Here is a 21,969-nt window from a genome sequence, read left to right as displayed (position 1 = left end):
ACTCAAAGAGCATCGTCGCATCGCCACCCGTTATGAAAAGACAGCAAGAAATTATATCGCTATGGTGAAATTAGGTTGTATCCGCTTATTTCTTAAGGCCATAATTTAATTGAGGGACATAACCTAGTACAACTCAGGTGACTGCTTCCCGCCGTAAAGAGGGTTTACGGCGGTTTTTGCTAACAACTCTGCATACTCAGATTCACTTGCGCCCGAATTTTGATGATTTTTGTTCTATCTGACTATGGTTTGTTTAGTCTCACAATTATGGCGTCATTTTGGCACACATGTTGAATTTTGTTAAAAAAAATCTTAAACTAGTCAATGAAGCAAACTTAGCATTTCACTAAACCAATATGTTCCGCTAGCTCCAAATAAATAATGCAAACGAGTAGTGGATATCTATAGTGAACTAAAGAACTAATAACCGCAATGCGGTAGGAGTAAGGCTTATGACCACATTAGCAAATGAAAGAATCACCACAAGGGTGAGTTCAGAGACCAAAGAGCTACTTGAAAGGGCGTTATCACTATCAGGGTATGCAAGTTTGAATAGCTTTATTGCCAATGCTGCTGTAGCAGAGGCAAAAAGACTCATTGAACAAAATATGCGTATTCAATTGTGTCAAGAAGATGCATTGGCATTTGTTCATGCATTGGAAAAACCAATCAAAGTAAACAAACGTTTCCTTCGTGCTGCTCGTAGACATAAAGAAACAATAAAAAATGAAGATAGAACGTCTAGATAAAAACAAACACGATAGAAATAATTTTAACTGTGGTGAACCCGCACTAAACAACTACTTGAAGGCAGTATCGGGACAACATGATAAAAAGGACTTATCAAGAACATTCGTCCTTACAAGTAGTCAAAATGGATCTCAAATAAAGGGATACTATTCCCTAGCACTATGCACGGTAGAGCTAGACGAACTACCAGAGCAAATATCGAAAAAGTACCCTTCTACACTACATTGCGCACTTATTGGTCGCCTAGCTATAAGTAAGTCATTTCAACGCCAAGGGTTTGGTGAAATATTGCTTATAGATGCAATTCGAAAAGCTATAGAGTCGTCAAAATCTATTCCTACCCCGATGATTATCGTCGATGCGAAGAACGACATAGCCAAAAAACTGTATATGAACGTAGGGTTTGAGGAGTTTCCTCAGACAAAGAGCAAACTGTTCATGTCTATGGCTGTTGCAATGGAAATGATAAAAAGAGTAGATGCGATGTAACATCTCATTTACTGAATGCGGCTAACGTTCCCTCTGAATGAAAATTCAGAGGGAACGCTTTCACTAATTACAATACATCAATCGCGTTCAATTCTTTGAATGCCTGTTCCAGACGGGCAGCCATAGAAACCTGACCGGCACGCAGCCATACCCGTGGATCGTAGAATTTCTTATTAGGTTTATCTGCGCCTTCTGGATTACCTAGTTGACCTTGCAGATAGCCTTCGTTCTTTTGGTAGTAGTTGAGAATACCTTCCCAAGTCGCCCATTGGGTGTCAGTGTCGATATTCATTTTAACGACGCCGTAGCTGACCGCTTCTTTGATTTCTTCCGCAGTAGAACCAGAACCGCCGTGGAAAACAAAATCCAGGCTGTTATGTGGCAGATTGAATTTCTCAGAAACATAGTCTTGAGAGTTACGCAAAATTTTTGGCGTCAGTTTAACGTTACCCGGCTTATAAACACCGTGAACGTTACCGAAAGAAGCCGCAATAGTGAAACGTGGGCTGATAGCGTTCAGTTTCTCATAAGCATAAGCAACATCTTCCGGTTGAGTGTACAGAGCAGAGCTATCCATATGGCTGTTATCAACCCCATCTTCTTCCCCACCAGTACAACCCAACTCGATTTCCAGCGTCATATCGATTTTTGCCATACGAGCCAGATATTGGCTGCAAATCTCAATATTCTCTTCCAGAGATTCTTCTGACAGATCAATCATGTGAGAAGAGAATAGGGGTTTACCCATCGCTGCGTAATGCTTTTCACCTGCATCTAACAGGCCATCAATCCACGGCAACAATTTACGTGCGCAGTGGTCAGTATGCAGGATCACAGGAACACCATAATGTTCAGCCATCTGATGAACATGGTGAGCACCAGAAATTGAACCCAAAATAGCCGTTTGTTGACCTTCAGCTTTCAAACCTTTACCGGCAATAAAAGCAGCACCGCCGTTAGAGAACTGAATGATAACGGGAGAACGAACTTTGGCAGCGGCTTCCAACACGGCATTGATTGAATCAGTACCTACACAGTTGACCGCCGGTAAAGCAAAGCTGTTTTCTTTGGCTATAGCGAACACTTTTTGAACATCATCACCAGTGATGACACCCGGTTTTACGAAATCAAAAATTTTAGACATGTTACGTGGGTCCTGTTTAGAGCGGGCAGGCAGCCAATCAGCCGCTACCCGTCATGACTTAATTACTGTTTTGCACGTTCTTCCAACATCACAACCGCAGGCAGTTTTTTCCCTTCCACGAACTCAAGGAAAGCACCACCACCCGTAGAGATATAAGAAATTTTGTCAGCAATACCGAACAAGTCGATCGCTGCCAGCGTATCGCCGCCACCGGCGATAGAGAAGGCATCACTATCAGCAATGGCGCGCGCGACAATTTCAGTTCCTTGACGGAAATTAGGGAATTCAAATACACCAACCGGGCCATTCCATAGAATCGTTTTGGCGTTTTTCAGAATATCCGCCAGCCGTTGAGCAGATTCATCTCCCAGATCGAGGATCTGCTCATCATCTTTAATATCGTGGGTAGATTTCAAGATTGCTTCGGCTGTTTCAGAGAATTCTGTTGCCACACGAACATCGGTTGGCACCGGAATATCACAGCTTATCAGCAATTTCTTCGCTTCCGGGAGCAAGTCGTCTTCATAGAGAGAACGACCGACATTGTGGCCTTCCGCGGCAACAAAGGTATTCGCGATACCACCACCGACAATCAGTTGGTCAGCAATTTTAGACAGCGTATCCAGAACGGTCAGCTTGGTTGAAACTTTAGAACCCCCAACGATAGCCACCATTGGACGAGCTGGATTATCTAACGCTTTACCTAATGCCTCTAACTCTGCGGACAACAAAGGACCGGCACAGGCCACAGGAGCAAACTTAGCCACTCCGTGAGTAGAAGCCTGTGCACGATGAGCAGTACCAAATGCATCCATGACATAAATATCACACAGGGAAGCATATTTTTTAGCCAAGGTTTCGTCGTCTTTCTTCTCACCTTTATTAAAGCGAACGTTCTCCAGCACAACCAGTTCACCTTCCGCAACATCCACGCCTTCCAGATACTCTTTTTCCAGTCGAACGGGGAAAGATAATTTCTCTTCTAGATAGTCTACTACTGGTTTCAGCGAGAATTCTTCATTGCATTCGCCTTCAGTAGGGCGGCCAAGGTGAGAAGTGATCATGACTTTGGCACCCTGTTTTAATGCTGCCTCAATGGTCGGTAAGGAAGCACGGATACGCGCATCAGAGGTGACTTTGCCATCTTTTACCGGAACGTTCAGGTCAGCGCGGATCAAAACACGCTTACCCGCCAGATCTAAATCGGTCATCTTAATTACAGACATGGTGAATCCTCTCATTGATTCTCTAAATTATTTAATCTTGCGCCGTGTGCGGATCTATTATGGACCGTCGATCAACAACAGATCATTTGAAACCCATAGCAGCCATTGCTAACGTTGTATCCAACATTCGGTTAGCAAATCCCCACTCATTATCACACCAGACTAATGTCTTAATCAGATGTTGCCCACTGACTCGCGTTTGTGTGCCATCAACAATCGCGCTGTGGGGATCGTGGTTAAAATCCGTTGAGACTAACGGCAATTCGGTATAGTCAACTATACCACGAAATGAAGTAGCTGCTGATTTTTGCATTAATTCGTTGATTTTCTTAACAGTTACTGAAGATTTTACCGTAACACTCAAATCGATAGCTGTAACGTTAATCGTTGGTACACGCACGGAGATAGCTTCAAAACGGTCACAGAACTTTGGAAAAATCCGGGTTATCCCTGCGGCCAGCTTAGTATCCACCGGAATGATAGACTGACTAGCAGCCCGAGTACGCCGTAAATCTTTGTGATAAGCATCAATCACCGGTTGGTCATTCATTGAGGCATGAATGGTTGTCACTGTACCCGATTCAATCTCAAATACATCATCCAATAATTTAATGATGGGAATAATGCAATTAGTGGTACAGGAAGCATTGGACACAATGCAATCCTCTGCTGTCAGTAAGTGCTGATTCACACCATAAACCACAGTCGCATCTAAATCATTACCCCCCGGATGAGCAAACAGCACTTTTTTGGCGCCACTGGCAAGATGTGCCTCGCCATCAGCTCTGCTGCCATAAATCCCACTGCAATCAAGAACAATATCAATCCCCAGTTCTTGCCAAGGCAACATCGATATATCAGGTTGATGAAACAAGCGAATATTATCATCACCAACCTGCAACACATCATTATTCAGACGCACATCCCAAGCAAAACGGCCGTGACTAGAGTCATATTTCAGCAAGTGAGCAATTCCTTCAGCATCTGCCAGCTCATTAACAGCAATAACCGCAATTTCAGCTCGACGTCCAGACTCATAAAGAGCACGTAAAATACTACGCCCTATTCTGCCGAAACCGTTTATTGCTACCTTAATTGTCATGTTACTCCCTGAATATAGTTATTACCACGCAACCGCTTAGAATAACCGACTCAATCACTCATGTACTGATTGTTTATCACAAAATTATTAAAACCAAGCACAAAAAACCGCTTCAAATAACAAAATGAAACGATTCAGCTATAAATAATGAGGTTACGGGAAAAGGAAATTGATAGCAATAATAATCGAATAGTAATAGTAAAAAGTGATCAACCTACGAAGTGAAAATATCGAACTTTAAGCAAGCAGAAAGAAACAATCCCACAGTTATTTACTCACAACTGCGACATTGATCATCAATATCACTTGTTGAAATATTGACATCTAATCTCAATAAGTGGAAACTGGTTGTCGTTTTTTGATGTATTTAAGGAAAAGGAAGTAAATCGTGTCAACCGAGAAAACTTCAGCGTTTGAGGTATTCACTGAGATCACATTGGCGGTATTTCGGCTCAACGCCTTACTGCTCTCTAAAGGGGATCAGCTCGTTGCCCCGTTAGGAATCACGAGTGCAAGATGGCAAGTACTTGGTGCGATTGCGCACGCACCACATCCACTTACCGCGCCTCAGATTGCCGCCGCAATGGGTATCACACGCCAAGGAGTGCAAAAGCAATTGAATCTCGGGCTGAGTTCAGGAATGGTGAAAACCATCACTAACCCTCGGCATGAACGCTCACCACTCTATCAACTGACCGAGCTTGGTTGGCGTACTTTTGATGCGGCGATATCGCTGGAAGCTGAATGGGTCGGATCACTGGTGCAATCCTCTGATCCTAACGAGCTAAAAGTGACATTAAACACATTGATAAGCCTAGAGACGAAGCTGGAAGAGTCACCAGTGCCAAATACACGACATAGCGCTACGGATTCGTTTGTTAATAACGACAAAGAGTTACCAAACAGTTAAACAAAATACAACGTGGAAACAGCATGTAATTGGTGGAACGCGTTTGTCTCTACGTTGACATATTGTTGCCATCAAAAGCCGCGTAAATCACGCGACTCGCCTCGGCAGGATAGCAATACAAACATAAATATAAACACATAATTTTCAGGAGATAGAAATGGTCAAGCTAGAAGAAATGGACACCCACGTAACCCTGCGGGAACAGTTATTTTCGAACACCGATGGCTCCATCGTGCTGGTGAACATATTTCATGTTGATCCCTCAATGGCTGACACCCTAATAGAAACCTGGAAGGAAGATGCAGAATATTTCCGGTCTAAGGTAGGACTGATTTCCGCACAATTACATCGCGGAATCGCTGGCAGTGGCACATTCATGAACTACGCCATTTGGGAGAGTCTGGAGCGTTTCCGCGCCGCGTTCACGGACCCTGAATTCAAGGAGAAACTCGCCAAGTATCCTGATGGGATTGTCGGTTCGCCTCACGTATTCCAAAAAGTAGCCGTCCCTGGAATTTGCGTGGCATAAGCCGAGGAAAACCGTCACAAATCCATCTTCAATAACGGCATCGTACAGAAAAAGAGCGCACCCGCTCAACATTTACCTCAGGTGCGCTCATTCATGAATTTACTCATTATTTCAGCAGAGCTTTAGCCTTAGCGACTACATTCTCTACAGTGAAACCAAACGTTTTAAACAGTTGATCAGCAGGTGCTGATTCACCAAATGTATTCATACCAACGATAGCGCCATTCATACCGACATATTTAAACCAGTAATCGGCGATACCCGCTTCGATTGCAACACGTGCAGAAACCGCAGCAGGCAGAACCGCTTCTCGGTATGCAGCATCTTGCTTATCAAAAGCGTCAGTAGACGGCATGGAGACTATGCGCACCTGACGACCTTCCTCAATCAATTGATTGTAAGCCTCCACCGCCAATTCAATTTCTGAACCCGTTGCGATCAAAATCAGTTCTGGCTGGCCCTGACAATCTTTCAGGATGTAAGCCCCTTTCTCGATATTAGCCAACTGCTCAGCAGTACGTTCTTGCTGTGCCAGATTCTGACGAGAGAAAATAAGTGCTGATGGGCCTGCTTTACGATCGATAGCATATTTCCACGCCACCGCAGATTCAACCTGGTCACATGGGCGCCATGTGCTCAAATTTGGTGTCACACGCAAACTGGCAAGCTGTTCTACTGGCTGGTGAGTCGGACCATCTTCACCCAAACCAATTGAGTCATGGGTATAAACAAAAATGCTGCGAATTTTCATCAATGCCGCCATACGCACCGCGTTACGGGCATATTCAACGAACATCAAGAAGGTTGCACCATAAGGCACAAAACCACCATGCAGAGCGATACCGTTCATAATGGCTGACATGCCAAATTCACGAACGCCATAATGGATGTAGTTACCTGCCTGATCTTCGTTCAACGGCTTAGAACCTGACCACATCGTGAGGTTACTTGGTGCCAAATCAGCAGATCCCCCCATAAATTCAGGCAACACCTTACCAAAAGCTTCCAAGGCATTCTGAGATGCTTTACGGCTGGCAATATTGGCCGGATTTTCTTGCAACTGCTCGATAAATGCTTTTGATTCAGCTTCCCAGTTTGCCGGTAATTCGCCACCGGTACGACGTTTGAATTCAGCGGCTAATTCAGGATACGCTTTTTCATAGGCAGAGAATTTTTCATTCCAAGCGGCTTGTTTCGCATTGCCAGCTTCTTTTGCATCCCACTCAGAATAGATTTCCGCTGGAACTTCAAATGCCGGATAATTCCAACCTAGTGCTTCACGAGTCGCGGCAATTTCCGCATCACCCAATGGCGCGCCATGAGAATCATGGGTCCCCGCTTTGGTTGGCGCACCAAAACCGATAATCGTTTTGCACATTAGCAGAGAAGGTTTATCAGCAACTTTACGTGCTTCTTCGATAGCCGCTTTAACTGAATCTGCATTATGACCATCAACACCGCGAATCACATGCCAACCATAAGCCTCAAAACGGCTTGCCGTATCATCCGTAAACCAGCCTTCAACATGACCATCAATGGAAATACCATTGTCATCATAGAAAGCAACCAACTTGCCTAGCTTTAATGTTCCTGCCAGAGAACAAACTTCATGAGAAATGCCCTCCATCATGCAGCCATCACCCATAAAGACATAAGTATTATGGTCAACGATCTCATGACCAGGACGGTTAAATTGCGCGGCCAGAGTGCGTTCAGCAATCGCAAAACCTACTGCGTTGGCAATCCCCTGCCCTAAAGGACCTGTCGTAGTTTCTACGCCTGGAGTATAGCCATACTCAGGATGGCCTGGGGTTTTAGAGTGTAACTGACGGAAATTTTTCAGATCATCAACTGAAACACCATAACCGGTGAGATGCAACAGGCTATAAATCAGCATAGAACCATGACCGTTAGACAATACAAAACGATCACGATCGACCCAATGTGGATCAGTTGGGTTATGATTCAAATAATCACGCCATAAAACTTCAGCGATATCAGCCATTCCCATAGGCGCACCAGGGTGCCCTGATTTTGCTTTCTGCACAGCATCCATGCTCAGGAAGCGAATAGCATTAGCAAGGGTTTTACGAGTGGTCATTTTCTACTCCAAGTGGGATAAAAACGTTTAGGGGAATAATTTTCTCAGCACAGCACACAAACCGCAATCTTTAAAGCCAAATATCAGGAAACTATCTTAATTTCATCTGAACGACAATTCTTTGATTTACCTTACTGTTCTACAATGAATTTCAGCATCATCAAAGTAATAAACAAACTCACTGTTCATATAAAGGGGTAAATTAATTAAACACCGCTATACCCGTTATCTTCCAAGCTGCCTCTTTGTTGGCTGCACTCGCTCACCCCGGTCACATAGTTCGCTATGCTCCCGGGGATTCGTTCCCTTGCCGTCGCGATGCATCTTGAAATTCATAGGGTATATTAGTTGCAAATCAAGAGATAAAATAACCAATTAAGAGGCGACACATTCTTGATTTATGGTAATTTTCAGCAACTAAATTGATTTTTTATATTGTTCCGAATTATAGGGCAATGTTCTCTTAATAATTTAATTTATCAATAGTGAATACGTAAAAAAACACCAATCAAAAATCAATATTATTTTAATATCAATAAACAAATAAACAAATAAACAATTTAAAATAAAATAATACTTATGGTTATATTTTCTTATATGATAACATTTTTACCTAAAATAATAAGTAATTTAATTAACAGATATGGATAAAATAAAAAAAATATTATTTTTTTTGCGAATTAATTATTGCAATCCATTATACAATCAGGTTATTTTAAATAGAACACATAAAATAGACATACAGATGATTACTTAATTAACAGCTAGGGCACTTCCATGTCAAATATCAAAAACAGACCAAATAATATCACTCCGCAATTAATTTACATGTGGGAAAAAAGTAATGAGCCGTGGGGCGCTAAAGATCGCCAATCAAAATTTATATACGCAAATCCTGCTTTTTACCAACTGCTCAATTTGCCTGAAGATTTCGATATTGCAGGGCTTGCAACGGACGAATTACCTTCACCTATTGCAGAATATACAGAAGAATATTGTCGTCAGGATCAAAAAGTGATGCAAACCATGAAAACAGTCACTTCACTTGAGACTCACCTTTTTGGGGGAAATAAAGTCAAACAAACCTATCTCTGTAATAAATACCCACTTTGTGATGAAAATGGGAACTGCATCGGCATCACGTTTCACATGTCCAAAGTCCAAAACTTTTCTACTGCTTACTATCATGAAAAATCATCTCCAGCGGCTTTGGAATTTACACCGCCTAACGACATACTAACCCAAACTGAATGGGAAGTTCTTTTTCTGGCCCTTCGCACACCGGATGAAGAGAGTATCAGCGAAGAATTAATGATAAGCACAGAAGATACCATTCATCATATTCAGTCAATTTATCAAAAATTTAATCTACCGCTGCATATAAAATTAGAAGATTTCTGCAAAGCAAATAAGTTTGACCTATATATTCCAGAAAGATTCGTCACTATTGGCAGCCAAGAGTTGTAAGTTTCTATTAATTCAAATCTAAAACCCAGATATTTTTCTAATAATGATAGGAATTATGTTGTGAGCTATAAAAAATTAACCGTATCGCCTCAAATTATTAATCTAATGGAAACCAGTCATGAACCCTGGGGCATAAAAGATCAAAACTCCCGTTTTGTTTATGAAAACAAGGCAATGGCTATGTTGCGCGATCTTCCCCGCGGTTTTAATGTAGAAGGACGTCTAGACAATGATCTACCTTGGGAAGGAGCCGCTTTTGCAGAACAATTTCAGATCCATGACAGAGCAGTAATGCAAGCAGAAAAAAGAATCTGTTCATTAGAAACCCATTTATATGGTAAAGAAAAACTACTTTCCTCCTATTTCTTTGAAAAATTTCCCTTTTATAATGGGGATAATCAATGTGTCGGCGTTATTTTTCATGCCTGGAAAGCCGAAGCCTTTTCTCTGACACGCTTTTTTCATGGTAAACTTCCCGCTTCTATCATGTTCCAGCCACCTTCTGAGCTATTTACTCAACGGGAATGGGATGTCATTTTTCTATTTCTACAGAGATATACCAGTAAACAAATCGGGCGAATACTGAATATCTCTTATCGCACGGTAGAAACGCATATGTTACGGATATACAAGAAAATTGGTATTAACTCTGGTCAACAGTTGGATGAATACTGCCGCCTTAATGATTTTGATCTCTATGTTCCTGAGAGATTTTTAAAACCGGGAAGTAAAATGTTTATATAATGTGGTAAATAAAACAGATGAAAACAGCAAATAACATATCAGCACAAATAATAAACACCATAAAAAATAGCCATGATCCTTGGGGAATTAAAGATAAAAGCACTTGCTTTATTTATGAAAATAAAGCAATGGCTATGCTACAAGATATCCCACTTAATTTAAACGTCGAAGGGCGTTTTGATTGTGAATTACCTTGGGCAGGAGCAATCTTTGAAGAGCAATTTCAACGACATGACAGAACTGTCATGCGTTTGGAAAAAAGTATATCCTCATTAGAGACACATAGGTTTGGCAAGGAAAAACATCTTTCTTCCTATTTTTTCGAGAAATTCCCATTTTATAATGAAGATAATGAATGTATTGGCATTATTTTTCATGGACGGAAAGCAAAAGCGCTTGCTTTAAAAGAATTTTTCAATGGGAAACTACCGCCTTCCATTATGTTTTGTTCTCCCTCAGAACAATTTTCCCAACAAGAATGGGAAATTATTTTTCTATTTCTGGCAAAACACAGCAAAAGGGAAATCAGTGAGAGACTCAATATTCCTTATCAATCAGTAAAAGACCAGATAGAAAAAACATATCAAAAACTAAAAATTAACTCTGATTCTCAATTTGAGGAGTACTGCCGTATGAATAATTTTAACCTTTATATACCAGAGAGATTTTTATTCCCTTACTCATAAACATCATCTTTATATTAAAGTTATTATAAGGCGACAATATTATATACCCGTCATCTTTCAGGCTGCCTCTTTGTTGGCTGCACTCACTCACCCCGGTCACATAGTTATCTATGCTCCCGGGGATTCGTTCCCTTGCCGTCGCGATGCAACTTGAAATCCATAGGGTATAAAAGCCAACTATGAATATATAAGAAATTTGATTATTACCACGACTCAACCAGATGATATACCGAATGAACTTCAAGATGCTTGAGTCGTCAGACATAAAAACATTTAAATTCAACAACATAATCGTTTTTCAAACATGCACTTTGAAGTATCTTGAGTATATATGGAATAGAATTTCGGGTCGTGGCTTACAAAAAACAAGCAATTTCACTGCATTTATTATGTGAATACAAAATCATTAATAAATTGTATGAAAAACAGAGTGAAAATATTCGTCAGAAATTATTAGCTATTTAAGTTATTAAACCAATAATATTTTTCAAAGAAAATAATAATACTCTTTACATCCAGAAAAAACACCTTCAATATATAGGTCATATTTTGCTATAAAACAATCGATACCATTATTCAGTATTATCTCCGATAGCCAATTCAATTAATCTTCATTGATAATCTGCACCTAATTACTACCAAACAGCAAGACATTGATAATTTATCTATTATCAATGTTTTTCTCACAATTAAAATTTGGAGATTATTCATGGATATTCAAGACTGGCATCCGGCAGATATTATTGCAGCACTGAGAAAACAAGGAACAAATCTTTCAGCCGTTTCCCGAAAAGCCGGATTAGCATCATCGACATTGAGTAATGCATTACATCGCCCGTGGCCAAAGGGAGAAGCATTAATTGCCACTGAATTGGGTTTACATCCATCGGATATTTGGCCATCACGCTATAAACCTGGTAAAGAAAATAAATTCCTAATAAGAATTGCAGAAACAAGCACTATAGAAAGCTGGTAGCGTCTCTATGTCTTATTTCAATGCAATTTCATCATTGTCTATTATCGAGAGATTACTGAATGATATAAGTACGAATGAAAAAGCCCCGGGCAACTACCCAGGGCTTCGGAATCTTTGGCGGTGCGGACGGGACTCGAACCCGCGACCCCCGGCGTGACAGGCCGGTATTCTAACCGACTGAACTACCGCACCGCGCAGTGTTCTGGTTGAGAACAAGGTGAATATTACGAATCCAAGATCATTCCGTCAATATTTTTTATAACAAAGCGGCGCGCCTGATCAACTTTTCACCCAAAAAGGTAATTTATCTGCAATTTTATATTAGCTTTGTCCAGAATTCATACGCCATAAACAGCTCCCGCCTTTCTTCTCCACTAAATCCAACCTGGATTCATGTGCCGCGAGCTCTTCATCCGTTGCATAAATAACTTTTAATGCCGTTTGAGACCGGGTAATACGCTGTATTTCAGAAACATTCGCACCGCCAGCAACCTCCCCTTCCATTGAAAAGGCAAGAGAAGTCTGCCCGCCTGTCATTATCAAATAGACATCAGACAATATCTCAGCATCGAGTAACGCCCCATGTAAGGTTCGTTTAGAATTGTCTATATCATAACGATCACATAACGCATTAAGGTTATTTCTTTTCCCCGGAAATAACCCTCTTGCAAGTTGTAAGCTATCAGTAATCTTGCAGAAATCCGCAGTTGGCGGAATATCACGATTCAGCTTGCCAAACTCATAATCGATAAAGCCGATATCGAAGGGAGCATTATGGATAATCAATTCAGCCCCGCGAATAAATTCAATAAACTCATCTACAATGTCAACAAACAGCGGCTTATCCTGCAAAAATTCATCACTGATCCCATGCACTTCAAATGCTTCAGGATCGACCAATCTATCCGGTCGAATGTAGACATGAAAATGGCGACCCGTTAAACGACGGTTAACAAGCTCCACGGCCCCAATTTCAATAATTTTGTGTCCTTCATAGTGAACACCTAATTTATTCATACCAGTCGTTTCGGTATCAAGGACAACTTGTCGTGTAATTACAGTGCTCATAATGCCTTTTTGTGTCAGACTTAGGGTTTTGAATTGAATAAGAAGAGTCTACCAGATATGAGCAAACAGGTAGAAATTTTCACCGATGGATCTTGTCTCGGCAATCCGGGGCCTGGAGGCTACGGTGTGTTATTACGTTATCAACAACACGAAAAAAACCTTAGCGGAGGTTTTTATCGTACAACAAACAACAGAATGGAGCTCATGGCGGCAATTATTGGCCTGGAAACGCTGACTCGCCCTTGCAAAATTGTCTTAACCACCGACAGCCAATATGTGCGTCAAGGCATTACACAATGGATCCATAACTGGAAAAAACGCGGCTGGCGTAAAGCAGATAAATCTCCTGTCAGCAATGTCGATTTATGGCAGCGTCTCGATCAAGCCATTAGCCGCCATGACATTGATTGGCAATGGGTCAAAGGCCACGCCGGACATGATGAAAATGAGCGTTGTGATGAACTGGCCCGTGCCGCAGCAAACTCACCAACAGAAACCGACGCGGGATATCTCGAAAATAGAGATTAATTACGCTTTCGGTAACATTTTGTTACGCCAACGGCATTGCCCAATTTAGGTTTTAATCGCGTCACTTTTCTCTGACTTAGTGTTAATGGCAGTGTGCGCTTGCGGGCAATAATCAGACTGACACAGCCTAATACAGACAAGTGCCGATTAGAAAAACCTGTTTCATTTCGCCAGGGCAATACTTGAAAGCTGTCACGATACACCACTTCATAATTAAGCAAGCTCAACCAATCAAGTTGGCGCATCATGGAAAACATCCGGCTGCAATAGGGTTGATGACGCCATAATCCCGGTACTAATTTCCCCAAACCAAGCAGACTCAATGAATTAAAACCACTGATAATGAGCCAGCCATCATCAATCATCACCCGGTCAACTTCCCGTAAAAGACGATGGGGATCAGCGCTGTAAGCCAACATATGACTCAGTAAGCAAGCATCAACGGACTTTTCTTCAAACGGCAGATGGTAAGGATCGCTAATCACCTGCATATTCTTGCCTTCCCTACCGACATTAATCTGATTAAAAATCGGACAGCCATTACTGTCAATTTCAGCACTCAAATTACCGACTTTCAGCAGATGGAAACCAAATATTTTCGGCCACCAGGGTTGTAATTGGTGCTCCAAAGCGGCACGGTAATACTCCCCCCAAGGTAAATCAGCCCAAGAAGCCGGGGGATTTATATTCTGTATTGTATGTGCAGATTTCATGGCTTCTTTTCCTTATAACCCGCTGTTAATAAGAGGTATACAATGGAGCTTATCAGCATTCCGGCCCTTTCAGATAATTACATTTGGTTACTTTGTGATGAGAATAGACATGTTGTCATCGTTGATCCGGCAGAATCACAACCTGTTCTTGATACCTTGGAATCTCGCGGCTGGATACCCGATGCAATTTTACTTACCCATCATCATCACGATCATGTTGGTGGCGTCCCTGGAATTATTGATCAATTCCCTGAGCTACTAGTATACGGCCCAGCAGAAACCCAGAACAAAGGTGCCACCATGATAGTATGTGGCGGTGATAGCATCAATTTCGGTCACTTTTCTTTCCAGATCATCGATGTTCCAGGCCATACTCTGGGGCACATTGCTTTTTATCAAGCGCCTTATCTCTTTTGTGGGGATACCTTGTTCTCTGGTGGCTGTGGACGTCTCTTTGAAGGCACCGCTGAGCAGATGTATACATCTATCGGAAAAATCGCTGAGCTGCCCGATGATACACTGATCTGTTGCGCCCATGAATATACCGTTTCTAATATGAAATTTGCTTATACTGTTTTACCCAATCAGATTATTAGCGAATACCAGCAAAAAGTAATCAGAATGAGGGAAAATAATCAACCAACAACACCAACCACATTACAAACTGAGAAAAAAATCAATATTTTCTTAAAATGTGATGATATTGATTTACAAAGAAATATTGGAATTACACCCAACTCTCAACCGCTTTCCGCCGTTTTCCGTCAACTAAGAAGACAAAAAGATCAATTTTGATTTAGAGAGTTGCTATATCAAACCAAGATAAGTATTATTGGTCGTCTTTTAAGCGACCATAAAAATTAATTATGAAGACAAAAGCGATTCTGTTCGCATCTGTCTTGCTGGTTGGCTGTCAATCAGGGCCTGATTGGTCGACGACAGCCGGACAACGGGCACAGAATTCGTCTTCAACGAGTCTAAAGACAGGCAAGATAGCAACTGATGATACCAATCAGCGTACTGCCTACTGGGGAGAGGATGATTCTGGCGCTCAGCGTGAGCTGTGGGGATACATCCGTGATGAGTTGAAGATGAAGATCCCTGATAACTACAGGGTACGTGAACAACGAAATTATTACCTGAAAAACAAGAGCTATCTCCACGATGTAACTTTACGGGCTGAACCGTATATGTACTGGATAGTCAGGCAGATCAAGCAACGCGATATGCCGATGGAACTGGTATTGGTACCCATAGTGGAGAGTGCTTTTAACCCGCATGCTACCTCACGCGCTAAGGCCGCTGGTCTGTGGCAAATTATCCCGGATACGGGTCGCAATTACGGTCTTACTCAGGATAAATGGTACGACGCACGTCGGGATGTTGCCGCATCAACAACTGCCGCCCTGAATCTGTTACAACGCCTGAATAAAATGTTCAATGGTGACTGGTTATTGACTATTGCTGCATATAACAGCGGCGAAGGCCGTGTTATGCGTGCAATAAAAGAAAACCAAGTAAAAGGCAAGCCAACGGATTTCTGGTCATTATCACTACCACGGGAGACCTCGCTCTATGTACCTAAAGTTCTGGCACTCAGTGATGTCATCCGTAACAGTGATAAATATGGCATTACGCTGCCAAAATCCAATAATCAGCGGGCGCTTGATCAGGTTGATGTCGGTCAACAAATCACGCTGTCTCAAGCCGCAGAACTGGCGGGCATGTCCCTGACATCAATTAAAGCCTACAACCCTGGGTATAAGCGAGGAGTGACATCGCCGAACGGTCCACATTACATCATGCTGCCAAAGGCAAAAGTTGATCAGTTTAAAAACTCGCTGGCCAATAAAACAGTTTTGAGCAATATTCGTCAAGAAGTTGCTAAAAACAACCGCCGACTGAGTAAACAAAACCAATATAAAGTTCGTTCAGGTGATACATTATCCGCTATTGCAAAGCGATTTAATGTTTCCATCCGTGAATTACAGCGCCTGAATAATCTGAAAACCGCCAGATTGTTAAAAATTGGACAATTATTAAGAGTAAATAATGACAATGCTATTATTTACCGTGTACGCCAAGGCGACTCAATTGCCAGTATTGCTAAACGTCATGGCATCAATATTAAGGATTTAATGAACTGGAACGATGGTATAAAAACAACAGATATCAAGCCAGGAATTGAACTAACGCTTTATATCAATGAATATTATGATGAAGTTTAAAACTTTTCCTGCAACTATTTGTTGTTAAAGAAATATAATAGACGGCCCTCTCTTAGGGCCATTTTTCATATTTAGTGGAATAAACCCTAGCTTACTCTTTCCGAAATCAAACAAATTGATAAACAGTGCAAGGAAATCATATAATCAATTGATAAATATAACACTCAATCATTAAAATCGACTTAATTATCAATATTGCAAGATGTTAAACATACTATTTAAGAAATCGCATTTAAATAATATAACAATATAATCACGATAAAATATTAATTAATAGAATTAATGGAAATTATAAAAATATCATTGATAAACTATCACATTTAACAATAAAACATAACCAAGTCATTTATAAAACTTTCATATTAACAACCGATTAAAAAACATGACCCTATTATCGCCATTTATATTTTTATTATTTTTCATATATAAATCATCAAATTCTTGTAATATTCAAAAAATCAGCTAGGATAGTTAATAATCAATATCAATTACTTTGCCAAATAGTTACTTAATGTTTTAACAAATGGCGTTTTAACAAATAAACTTATTAATATAATTATCCAGACGTTAATATAACGAAAAAACAGATTAATACACTATACCCTATGGATTTCAAGATGCATCGCGACGGCAAGGGAGTGAATCCCCGGGAGCATAGGTAACTATGTGACCGGGGTGAGCGAGTGCAGCCAACAAAGAGGCAACTTGAAGGATAACGGGTATAGGTAGATTCACATAATAAGCACTACATGTAATATCGGCAACATACATTGCCGAGATACAAAAGAATAAACAAAAGTTCTTTTACCACATCTAAGGACTATCACTATGACAACATCATCAACAATGTGAACACCAATCAAACTACCACCAATGCCATCGGAAAGCGAAGCCTCAAAAACATATAAATCAGCAGATATGGCGCGCTCCTATCTAGAGGGAGATGATCTCATTTTTACTGACAACGACGGCTTTAATCGAGCCCTCCGGGATGGTTTTTTCCTCCTTAAGATCAACTGAACGTGGCCTACTGGCTTACATAAATGATGAGCTTTTGGCTATTGATCCTGTTCCAGGATACCTAATAATTAACTTTGGTAGTTCGATCGAAGTGCTGACAGAAAATTTAATGCCGAATGTTCGGGCCAATGTGCATGGCGTTGTTCGTACAGAACGCAATGGACAACCCAATAGAATGTCGTATGTCATGTATTTAGTCAGCAATCTGGCTGGCAATATCTACAAATATGGTCCCAACGGCCCAATCAAAGTTCAATCCGTCGAAGAGTTTGTTACCCAAAAAGTGAATCGGACATACGATGATGATAACGCTTTGTAGGTATTTTCTGCACAATAAAGCAGATTTGAGCTGACAGATACCTTGTCAGCTTGGTTTCTTGTTGGAAGTGGTATCAGGATTAATTTCCTATACGTTCCAACTAAAAAGCGAGTGATAATATACGTATTATGTAAGCAGAGGTAATGTTAATTATGTGCTTTCATTCCTATTCTTATACCATGAAATAAAAAGATTCAGCGTTCCCCCCCAGAAAACACCGTCAAGAACGCCACTTAATAGGCCGAACAGCAGATTATAATATAATGAATGCAGCAACACTGGATGAATACTTAACATAGCTGTCATAATAAATTTGCTCACAAAAGTAGTCACAATCAGCACCAGCGTCAGCGAAGTACCTGGACGGATAATTAAAGTGCTATCAGGTTTTTCTCTTAATCGTGGTAGGGATTTCCACAATATCCAACCAATAGCAATGCCGACAACTAGGCCTACTCCCATCGTCATTAATGATAAATCTGAGAAGTAGGTTTTGCAGAGGACGCTATGCACTCCCCAGACTAAAAACACGATAGGCAATAAGAAAATGCGTTCTACGCGCATTTCACGATCGGACAGAGCACTAATTCCTCTCATAACAAGCAATACAAGAAGGATCCACACCCAAATAGGTGTGTCTTCTATAATGACGGTGAGTGACATGTTATTCTCCATTAATCTTCTTCGTATGAGAAACTTCTAACTTAGGTGATTTATATTTTTTTCTGTAATACTCTCTCATCATTGTTGGTAAATACTTAGAGGAGAGCATGGCTAAAATAACAAAACTTAAAGAGTATAAGCGAGAATTTACCCTTGATACAAGAAAATAGCTTATTATTCCATTTATTAAAAAAATCCAAAATAGCGTAACGGAAACTTGCGGGATAGTGAGAAATTAATGGCAGCCACCAGATGGAAAATGTTGTTTCTAAGGTTAATGAAGTAGACATCACATAAGAATAGAAATCCCAAGGAATCAGAGAAATAACAAATTTAAACAAACCATTCATGACAATACCTGGATAAGGAGAAGTTACCATTAACACGGCGTTCACCATTTTCAGCATAGATAAAAAAGTCACCTGACATTTCGCCTCTATCAACCCTGAATGATACCGTATAGTTGTGATTAGGTATTACAGCCTTTAAGAATTTGACTTTATGCAGTTCAATGATATCAGTATTTCTTTCATTACCTTTACACAGAGAAAAAACAAAGTCGATAAGTAATGAGCCAGGGAGAAATTGACTGTCTGGGAAAATACTCCCGAAACAAATAATGGTCTAAATTCAAGCGGAAACCATAAACCTGCTTACTAATAGGCCTGATTTCTCACGCCTTGGGCCAACCGCTAATATTACCGTACGCTGCTAGCAGCCCGTCGCTCCATTTACCACTCCTCCTTGGTAAATGGGGTCCGCTTGGAAAAGGGCCCTCATTTAGGCCAGCATACTAAAACATATGCTTTGATATATGCCTGCTTGTGGCCTATGCTTTAGCATATGATTAGAGAAGGAGATTACAATGGAAAGAATCGCAAAACTATTTAAAAATGGCCGGAATCAAGCGGTAAGATTACCCGTCGAATTTGAGTTTGACACAGACCGTGTATACCCTATGGATTTCAAGATGCATCGCGGCGGCAAGGGAGCGAATCCCCGGGAGCATAGATAACTATGTGACCGGGGTGAGTGAGTGCAGCCAACAAAGAGGCAACTTGAAAGATGACGGGTATATATATCCGTCGAGACGATAACGGTAATATTATCCTGTCAAAACAACCAGCCAAACCAGATAATTTAGAGCATTTTTTCAATTTACTTGATAAAGACAACTGTACCTTCAACATTTCTAGATGCTGATGAACGACAGCAAGGAATAGCAAATCGTGATCCGTTTGCTGGAGTGAAGTAATCACGGTACACGCCTTTTTAGATTCCATTAAAGTTTATAAGCTGCGGCACTCTAGAGAGCGACTATGGAAAAGAAAGGGAAAGTTATGGGAGCACTCGATCAACTTATCGCCGCTCTCGCACTCAGCCGAAGGATCACTATGGTAACGAACGATAAAGCGTTCTCAATGATACCGGATTTGCCCCTTGAAGATTGGACATTATAAAAATAAAACCAGGAAATATCCAAATCATAGAAATAATTTCATTACTCAGCTTTTGCATCAACTTTATAATAAAACTCTTTTAAATTAAATATACCTGAGGACTTCCACAAACTAAATACTTGCAAAAAAGCTGATTGTGTCTCAGGTATCTTAATTTTAAACAAATCTCAAATCACAGTACAGTATCTTTTACACATTGAATAAAAGGTTTTACCTCTTCACTTCTTTTCTTATCTAAAGGCTTTTTTGTTTCATCGGAAACATCAAACCTTCCTTTAAATTTTCCATCTACATTCGCCGTTTTCTTATCTGACTTTCCAACAACACTAATTGTATATAAATTCCCTTTGGGAAGTAAATCTGTACATTTACTCAAGGCACCTTTTTCATTGGCATGAATTTCATTATTAACATCATTTACTGATGTTTCTGCAAAAGAAAACGGAATATAAGCCAGACCAAGCAATAAAGCATATGATAGAAATTTCATCTCTTTTCCTTATTTACTAAATTGATATACCTTATGGATTTCAAGATGCATCGCGGCGGCAAGGGAGCGAATCCCCGGGAGCATAGATAACGATGTGACCGGGGTGAGTGAGTGCAGCCAACAAAGAGGCAACTTGAAGGATGACAGGTATATAACAATTAACAATACTAACTAACACTAACCAACTAATCTTTTTTAAACTCCAGTATATCTCCAGGTTGACACTCCAAATATTGACATATAGCATTTAAAGTAGAAAATCTAATTCCCTTAATCTTTCCTTTCTTTAATAAAGACAGATTCTGTTCGGTAATTCCTATTAATAACGCGAGATCTTTAGATTTAACCTTCCTCTTTGCCATCATTACATCTAGAGTCATATGAATTGACACAGTGTACCCCTATATAATACTCTGATTTTCAGCGTATATATCACAGGCTTGATAAAGAATACGAGAAATTATGGCCAAGCAAGCCGACATAAAAAAAGCGACAAAATGGCCGGTAGTCAAACTTATTGATATAAAATGACTCCCCGGTGACTCATTCATCGTTAACCATAAAGTTAGCAAAGGCTCACATAGAATATCTAACATACTCCAACCAATCACTCCCCAACCAGAAAATCCTAAATACCTTGCTGTTTTCTTTGAAAAGTAATCCCTTTGGCTATAACTTCTAAACAGTTGATGTAAAGCCCACAAGCTAAATATTAATGATGACAACGGGATACTTGTTATGAGAATTCCACCGGTAAGCTGCCACCAACTGAAAGAATATATATCAAAATTAGGTAATATTCTCTCCGTGAGAGAAAACCCAAGTCCGTATTTCTCCAGGATCAATTCTGGCTTCAACCAACTAAAAATGTTAATTATAATAGCCACCGTGATGACTAACAGAGAAAATTTAGACATGACTAAGCTAAGATTAGTCATTCGATCCAATTTTGAAGAGTCTGTCATACTTACCCCTATCATCAAGCATGATCACACTATAGCCAAAAATTACCACAAAACAATATTTTCTTATCGTAAAACGATAATAATTTTATACCTTGGATTATAATAATTAAGTAACAAATTGTTTTTTAAGCATCTTTTTAAAAAGAAAAATGAACAGATAAGGTAGATGAACAGTTTTTCCCTATAAGCAAAGATACTTTTTACATTTAAAAACCTATCTTAATAGGATTATTCCATGATATAAAAATAAAAATATATATTTCACCCGGCATATAGATTCATTGTCTGGAATAAATTCCCATAAGGATAAACTCTAAAATAACAAATATATCTGTCATCAAGAAAAAGATGATTTTAATACTTAGTTATGCTAAAAAAACATAAATTCAGA

The 21,969-nt window shown here is 40.2% G+C and carries 26 protein-coding genes, 1 tRNA gene and 3 pseudogenes; 16 read left to right on the top strand and 14 right to left on the bottom strand.

Translation table 11 applies throughout. From position 1 onward, the window contains the following. The 3 genes and pseudogenes from CKY02_RS18965 to CKY02_RS18955 form a co-directional block, all read left to right on the top strand. Positions 1-109: pseudogene (locus CKY02_RS18965) on the top strand (IS5/IS1182 family transposase); the annotation flags it as partial. Positions 110-452: 343 nt separating this feature from the next. Further along, on the top strand, positions 453-749 hold the full coding sequence (locus tag CKY02_RS18960) for a type II toxin-antitoxin system TacA family antitoxin (RefSeq protein WP_112896489.1): 297 nt from the start codon (positions 453-455) through the stop codon (positions 747-749). Next, positions 727-1,239, top strand: a complete 513-nt coding sequence (locus tag CKY02_RS18955) for a GNAT family N-acetyltransferase (protein WP_112896488.1) — start codon at positions 727-729, stop codon at positions 1,237-1,239. The genes CKY02_RS18960 and CKY02_RS18955 overlap by 23 nt, the downstream gene beginning before the upstream one ends. Positions 1,240-1,306: 67 nt before the next feature. On the opposite strand, the gene fbaA is transcribed toward CKY02_RS18955, so the two are convergent. The 3 genes from fbaA to epd all read right to left on the bottom strand — a co-directional run bounded on the left by fbaA (position 1,307) and on the right by epd (position 4,711). Next, complete coding sequence (fbaA, locus tag CKY02_RS18950; RefSeq protein ID WP_112896487.1) at positions 1,307-2,383, bottom strand: class II fructose-bisphosphate aldolase; 1,077 nt, start codon at positions 2,381-2,383, stop codon at positions 1,307-1,309. A 62-nt stretch (positions 2,384-2,445) separates the two neighbouring features. Further along, the gene (gene pgk / locus CKY02_RS18945) at positions 2,446-3,609 is read right to left on the bottom strand and encodes a phosphoglycerate kinase (protein ID WP_112896486.1); all 1,164 of its coding nucleotides are present in this window, start codon (positions 3,607-3,609) and stop codon (positions 2,446-2,448) included. 82 nt (positions 3,610-3,691) lie between these two features. Further along, the gene (gene epd, locus CKY02_RS18940; protein ID WP_112896485.1) at positions 3,692-4,711 is read right to left on the bottom strand and encodes an erythrose-4-phosphate dehydrogenase; all 1,020 of its coding nucleotides are present in this window, start codon (positions 4,709-4,711) and stop codon (positions 3,692-3,694) included. 388 nt (positions 4,712-5,099) lie between these two features. On the opposite strand from epd, the gene CKY02_RS18935 reads away from it, so the two are divergent. Both CKY02_RS18935 and CKY02_RS18930 read left to right on the top strand, forming a co-directional pair. Further along, a complete protein-coding gene (locus CKY02_RS18935) occupies positions 5,100-5,621 on the top strand; it encodes a MarR family winged helix-turn-helix transcriptional regulator (RefSeq protein ID WP_167405337.1) in 522 nt (173 codons plus the stop codon). A 157-nt stretch (positions 5,622-5,778) separates the two neighbouring features. Beyond that, complete coding sequence (locus CKY02_RS18930; protein WP_011145312.1) at positions 5,779-6,150, top strand: antibiotic biosynthesis monooxygenase family protein; 372 nt, start codon at positions 5,779-5,781, stop codon at positions 6,148-6,150. Between the two features lie 106 nt (positions 6,151-6,256). Here the strand turns inward: CKY02_RS18930 and tkt are convergent, their stop codons facing one another. Continuing rightward, positions 6,257-8,251 carry a transketolase gene (gene tkt / locus CKY02_RS18925; protein WP_112896483.1) on the bottom strand — a complete coding sequence of 665 codons (1,995 nt, stop codon included), beginning with the start codon at positions 8,249-8,251 and terminating at the stop codon, positions 6,257-6,259. A gap of 777 nt (positions 8,252-9,028) precedes the next feature. On the opposite strand from tkt, the gene CKY02_RS18920 reads away from it, so the two are divergent. From CKY02_RS18920 to CKY02_RS18910, 3 genes are read left to right on the top strand one after another with little or no spacing between them, the layout of a single operon-like run. After that, a complete protein-coding gene (locus CKY02_RS18920) occupies positions 9,029-9,718 on the top strand; it encodes a PAS domain-containing protein (RefSeq protein ID WP_112896482.1) in 690 nt (229 codons plus the stop codon). Between the two features lie 60 nt (positions 9,719-9,778). Then, positions 9,779-10,462 carry a helix-turn-helix transcriptional regulator gene (locus CKY02_RS18915; protein ID WP_112896481.1) on the top strand — a complete coding sequence of 228 codons (684 nt, stop codon included), beginning with the start codon at positions 9,779-9,781 and terminating at the stop codon, positions 10,460-10,462. Between the two features lie 17 nt (positions 10,463-10,479). Further along, complete coding sequence (locus tag CKY02_RS18910) at positions 10,480-11,148, top strand: helix-turn-helix transcriptional regulator (protein WP_112896480.1); 669 nt, start codon at positions 10,480-10,482, stop codon at positions 11,146-11,148. On the opposite strand, the gene CKY02_RS24105 is transcribed toward CKY02_RS18910, so the two are convergent. Continuing rightward, positions 11,105-11,413 (bottom strand): hypothetical protein, encoded by a 309-nt coding sequence (locus CKY02_RS24105; protein WP_146747476.1) that lies wholly within the window; start codon positions 11,411-11,413, stop codon positions 11,105-11,107. The genes CKY02_RS18910 and CKY02_RS24105 overlap by 44 nt on opposite strands. A gap of 444 nt (positions 11,414-11,857) precedes the next feature. Between CKY02_RS24105 and CKY02_RS18905 the strand changes: the two genes are divergently transcribed. Further along, positions 11,858-12,124 carry a helix-turn-helix domain-containing protein gene (locus CKY02_RS18905; RefSeq protein ID WP_011145309.1) on the top strand — a complete coding sequence of 89 codons (267 nt, stop codon included), beginning with the start codon at positions 11,858-11,860 and terminating at the stop codon, positions 12,122-12,124. 115 nt (positions 12,125-12,239) lie between these two features. Here the strand turns inward: CKY02_RS18905 and CKY02_RS18900 are convergent. Together CKY02_RS18900 and dnaQ are read right to left on the bottom strand one after the other, a co-directional pair. Further along, positions 12,240-12,316, bottom strand: a tRNA-Asp gene (locus CKY02_RS18900). A gap of 129 nt (positions 12,317-12,445) precedes the next feature. After that, entirely contained in the window at positions 12,446-13,192 is a 747-nt protein-coding gene (gene dnaQ, locus CKY02_RS18895) for a DNA polymerase III subunit epsilon (protein ID WP_112896479.1), read from the bottom strand. A gap of 57 nt (positions 13,193-13,249) precedes the next feature. Between dnaQ and rnhA the strand changes: the two genes are divergently transcribed. Then, positions 13,250-13,720 carry a ribonuclease HI gene (gene rnhA, locus CKY02_RS18890; RefSeq protein WP_112896478.1) on the top strand — a complete coding sequence of 157 codons (471 nt, stop codon included), beginning with the start codon at positions 13,250-13,252 and terminating at the stop codon, positions 13,718-13,720. On the opposite strand, the gene CKY02_RS18885 is transcribed toward rnhA, so the two are convergent. Next, positions 13,717-14,433, bottom strand: coding sequence for a class I SAM-dependent methyltransferase (locus tag CKY02_RS18885; RefSeq protein ID WP_112896477.1), 717 nt, complete (start codon positions 14,431-14,433; stop codon positions 13,717-13,719). The two genes, rnhA and CKY02_RS18885, sit on opposite strands and share 4 nt — an antisense overlap. Positions 14,434-14,475: 42 nt before the next feature. Here CKY02_RS18885 and gloB point away from each other — a divergent pair, with 42 nt between their 5' ends. Next, a complete protein-coding gene (gene gloB / locus CKY02_RS18880) occupies positions 14,476-15,228 on the top strand; it encodes a hydroxyacylglutathione hydrolase (protein ID WP_112896476.1) in 753 nt (250 codons plus the stop codon). A gap of 71 nt (positions 15,229-15,299) precedes the next feature. Next, positions 15,300-16,661 (top strand): murein transglycosylase D, encoded by a 1,362-nt coding sequence (mltD, locus tag CKY02_RS18875; protein ID WP_112896475.1) that lies wholly within the window; start codon positions 15,300-15,302, stop codon positions 16,659-16,661. 612 nt (positions 16,662-17,273) lie between these two features. Here mltD and CKY02_RS26425 read toward each other — a convergent pair. Next, positions 17,274-17,396, bottom strand: coding sequence for a hypothetical protein (locus tag CKY02_RS26425; RefSeq protein ID WP_275658229.1), 123 nt, complete (start codon positions 17,394-17,396; stop codon positions 17,274-17,276). Positions 17,397-17,604: 208 nt separating this feature from the next. Between CKY02_RS26425 and CKY02_RS18870 the strand changes: the two genes are divergently transcribed. After that, positions 17,605-18,000 (top strand): hypothetical protein, encoded by a 396-nt coding sequence (locus tag CKY02_RS18870; RefSeq protein ID WP_238399214.1) that lies wholly within the window; start codon positions 17,605-17,607, stop codon positions 17,998-18,000. Between the two features lie 150 nt (positions 18,001-18,150). On the opposite strand, the gene CKY02_RS18865 is transcribed toward CKY02_RS18870, so the two are convergent. Then, positions 18,151-18,663, bottom strand: a complete 513-nt coding sequence (locus CKY02_RS18865) for a DUF6622 family protein (protein ID WP_112896474.1) — start codon at positions 18,661-18,663, stop codon at positions 18,151-18,153. A gap of 865 nt (positions 18,664-19,528) precedes the next feature. On the opposite strand from CKY02_RS18865, the pseudogene CKY02_RS25900 reads away from it, so the two are divergent. The 3 genes and pseudogenes from CKY02_RS25900 to CKY02_RS18845 all read left to right on the top strand — a co-directional run. Then, a pseudogene (locus tag CKY02_RS25900) lies at positions 19,529-19,618 on the top strand (antitoxin); the annotation flags it as partial. After that, positions 19,599-19,760 carry a hypothetical protein gene (locus tag CKY02_RS24920; protein WP_162120632.1) on the top strand — a complete coding sequence of 54 codons (162 nt, stop codon included), beginning with the start codon at positions 19,599-19,601 and terminating at the stop codon, positions 19,758-19,760. The pseudogene CKY02_RS25900 and the gene CKY02_RS24920, both read left to right, overlap by 20 nt. 213 nt (positions 19,761-19,973) lie before the next feature. Then, positions 19,974-20,123 (top strand): annotated as a pseudogene (locus tag CKY02_RS18845) (PIN domain-containing protein); the annotation flags it as partial. A 172-nt stretch (positions 20,124-20,295) separates the two neighbouring features. Here CKY02_RS18845 and CKY02_RS25220 read toward each other — a convergent pair. The 4 genes from CKY02_RS25220 to CKY02_RS18825 are packed head-to-tail and all read right to left on the bottom strand — an operon-like array spanning position 20,296 to position 21,578. Next, positions 20,296-20,613, bottom strand: coding sequence for a hypothetical protein (locus tag CKY02_RS25220; protein WP_193493172.1), 318 nt, complete (start codon positions 20,611-20,613; stop codon positions 20,296-20,298). A 40-nt stretch (positions 20,614-20,653) separates the two neighbouring features. Beyond that, positions 20,654-20,791, bottom strand: a complete 138-nt coding sequence (locus CKY02_RS24915; protein ID WP_167405336.1) for a hypothetical protein — start codon at positions 20,789-20,791, stop codon at positions 20,654-20,656. Positions 20,792-20,798: 7 nt separating this feature from the next. Further along, on the bottom strand, positions 20,799-21,005 hold the full coding sequence (locus CKY02_RS18830) for a helix-turn-helix domain-containing protein (RefSeq protein ID WP_112896469.1): 207 nt from the start codon (positions 21,003-21,005) through the stop codon (positions 20,799-20,801). Between the two features lie 9 nt (positions 21,006-21,014). After that, on the bottom strand, positions 21,015-21,578 hold the full coding sequence (locus CKY02_RS18825; protein ID WP_162120633.1) for a DUF2975 domain-containing protein: 564 nt from the start codon (positions 21,576-21,578) through the stop codon (positions 21,015-21,017). Positions 21,579-21,969: the final 391 nt, after the last annotated feature.

This window comes from Photorhabdus bodei (genome assembly GCF_003287735.1).
GTDB classification, from domain to species: Bacteria; Pseudomonadota; Gammaproteobacteria; order Enterobacterales; family Enterobacteriaceae; genus Photorhabdus; species Photorhabdus kayaii.
This window is presented reverse-complemented; position numbering and strand designations above follow the sequence as displayed.

What these genes read in the sequence shown, in the direction of transcription:
- dnaQ (WP_112896479.1), bottom strand. Translation starts at nt 13,192, where the DNA reads ATGAGCACTGTAATTACACGACAAGTTGTCCTTGATACCGAAACGACT.
- mltD (WP_112896475.1), top strand. Translation starts at nt 15,300, where the DNA reads ATGAAGACAAAAGCGATTCTGTTCGCATCTGTCTTGCTGGTTGGCTGT.
- rnhA (WP_112896478.1), top strand. Translation starts at nt 13,250, where the DNA reads ATGAGCAAACAGGTAGAAATTTTCACCGATGGATCTTGTCTCGGCAAT.
- CKY02_RS18920 (WP_112896482.1), top strand. Translation starts at nt 9,029, where the DNA reads ATGTCAAATATCAAAAACAGACCAAATAATATCACTCCGCAATTAATT.
- pgk (WP_112896486.1), bottom strand. Translation starts at nt 3,609, where the DNA reads ATGTCTGTAATTAAGATGACCGATTTAGATCTGGCGGGTAAGCGTGTT.
- CKY02_RS18955 (WP_112896488.1), top strand. Translation starts at nt 727, where the DNA reads ATGAAGATAGAACGTCTAGATAAAAACAAACACGATAGAAATAATTTT.
- CKY02_RS18825 (WP_162120633.1), bottom strand. Translation starts at nt 21,578, where the DNA reads ATGACAGACTCTTCAAAATTGGATCGAATGACTAATCTTAGCTTAGTC.
- CKY02_RS18885 (WP_112896477.1), bottom strand. Translation starts at nt 14,433, where the DNA reads ATGAAATCTGCACATACAATACAGAATATAAATCCCCCGGCTTCTTGG.
- tkt (WP_112896483.1), bottom strand. Translation starts at nt 8,251, where the DNA reads ATGACCACTCGTAAAACCCTTGCTAATGCTATTCGCTTCCTGAGCATG.
- CKY02_RS24105 (WP_146747476.1), bottom strand. Translation starts at nt 11,413, where the DNA reads ATGTCTGACGACTCAAGCATCTTGAAGTTCATTCGGTATATCATCTGG.
- gloB (WP_112896476.1), top strand. Translation starts at nt 14,476, where the DNA reads ATGGAGCTTATCAGCATTCCGGCCCTTTCAGATAATTACATTTGGTTA.
- CKY02_RS18910 (WP_112896480.1), top strand. Translation starts at nt 10,480, where the DNA reads ATGAAAACAGCAAATAACATATCAGCACAAATAATAAACACCATAAAA.
- CKY02_RS18960 (WP_112896489.1), top strand. Translation starts at nt 453, where the DNA reads ATGACCACATTAGCAAATGAAAGAATCACCACAAGGGTGAGTTCAGAG.
- CKY02_RS18870 (WP_238399214.1), top strand. Translation starts at nt 17,605, where the DNA reads ATGATCTCATTTTTACTGACAACGACGGCTTTAATCGAGCCCTCCGGG.
- CKY02_RS25220 (WP_193493172.1), bottom strand. Translation starts at nt 20,613, where the DNA reads ATGAAATTTCTATCATATGCTTTATTGCTTGGTCTGGCTTATATTCCG.
- CKY02_RS18865 (WP_112896474.1), bottom strand. Translation starts at nt 18,663, where the DNA reads ATGTCACTCACCGTCATTATAGAAGACACACCTATTTGGGTGTGGATC.
- CKY02_RS18930 (WP_011145312.1), top strand. Translation starts at nt 5,779, where the DNA reads ATGGTCAAGCTAGAAGAAATGGACACCCACGTAACCCTGCGGGAACAG.
- CKY02_RS18905 (WP_011145309.1), top strand. Translation starts at nt 11,858, where the DNA reads ATGGATATTCAAGACTGGCATCCGGCAGATATTATTGCAGCACTGAGA.
- fbaA (WP_112896487.1), bottom strand. Translation starts at nt 2,383, where the DNA reads ATGTCTAAAATTTTTGATTTCGTAAAACCGGGTGTCATCACTGGTGAT.
- epd (WP_112896485.1), bottom strand. Translation starts at nt 4,711, where the DNA reads ATGACAATTAAGGTAGCAATAAACGGTTTCGGCAGAATAGGGCGTAGT.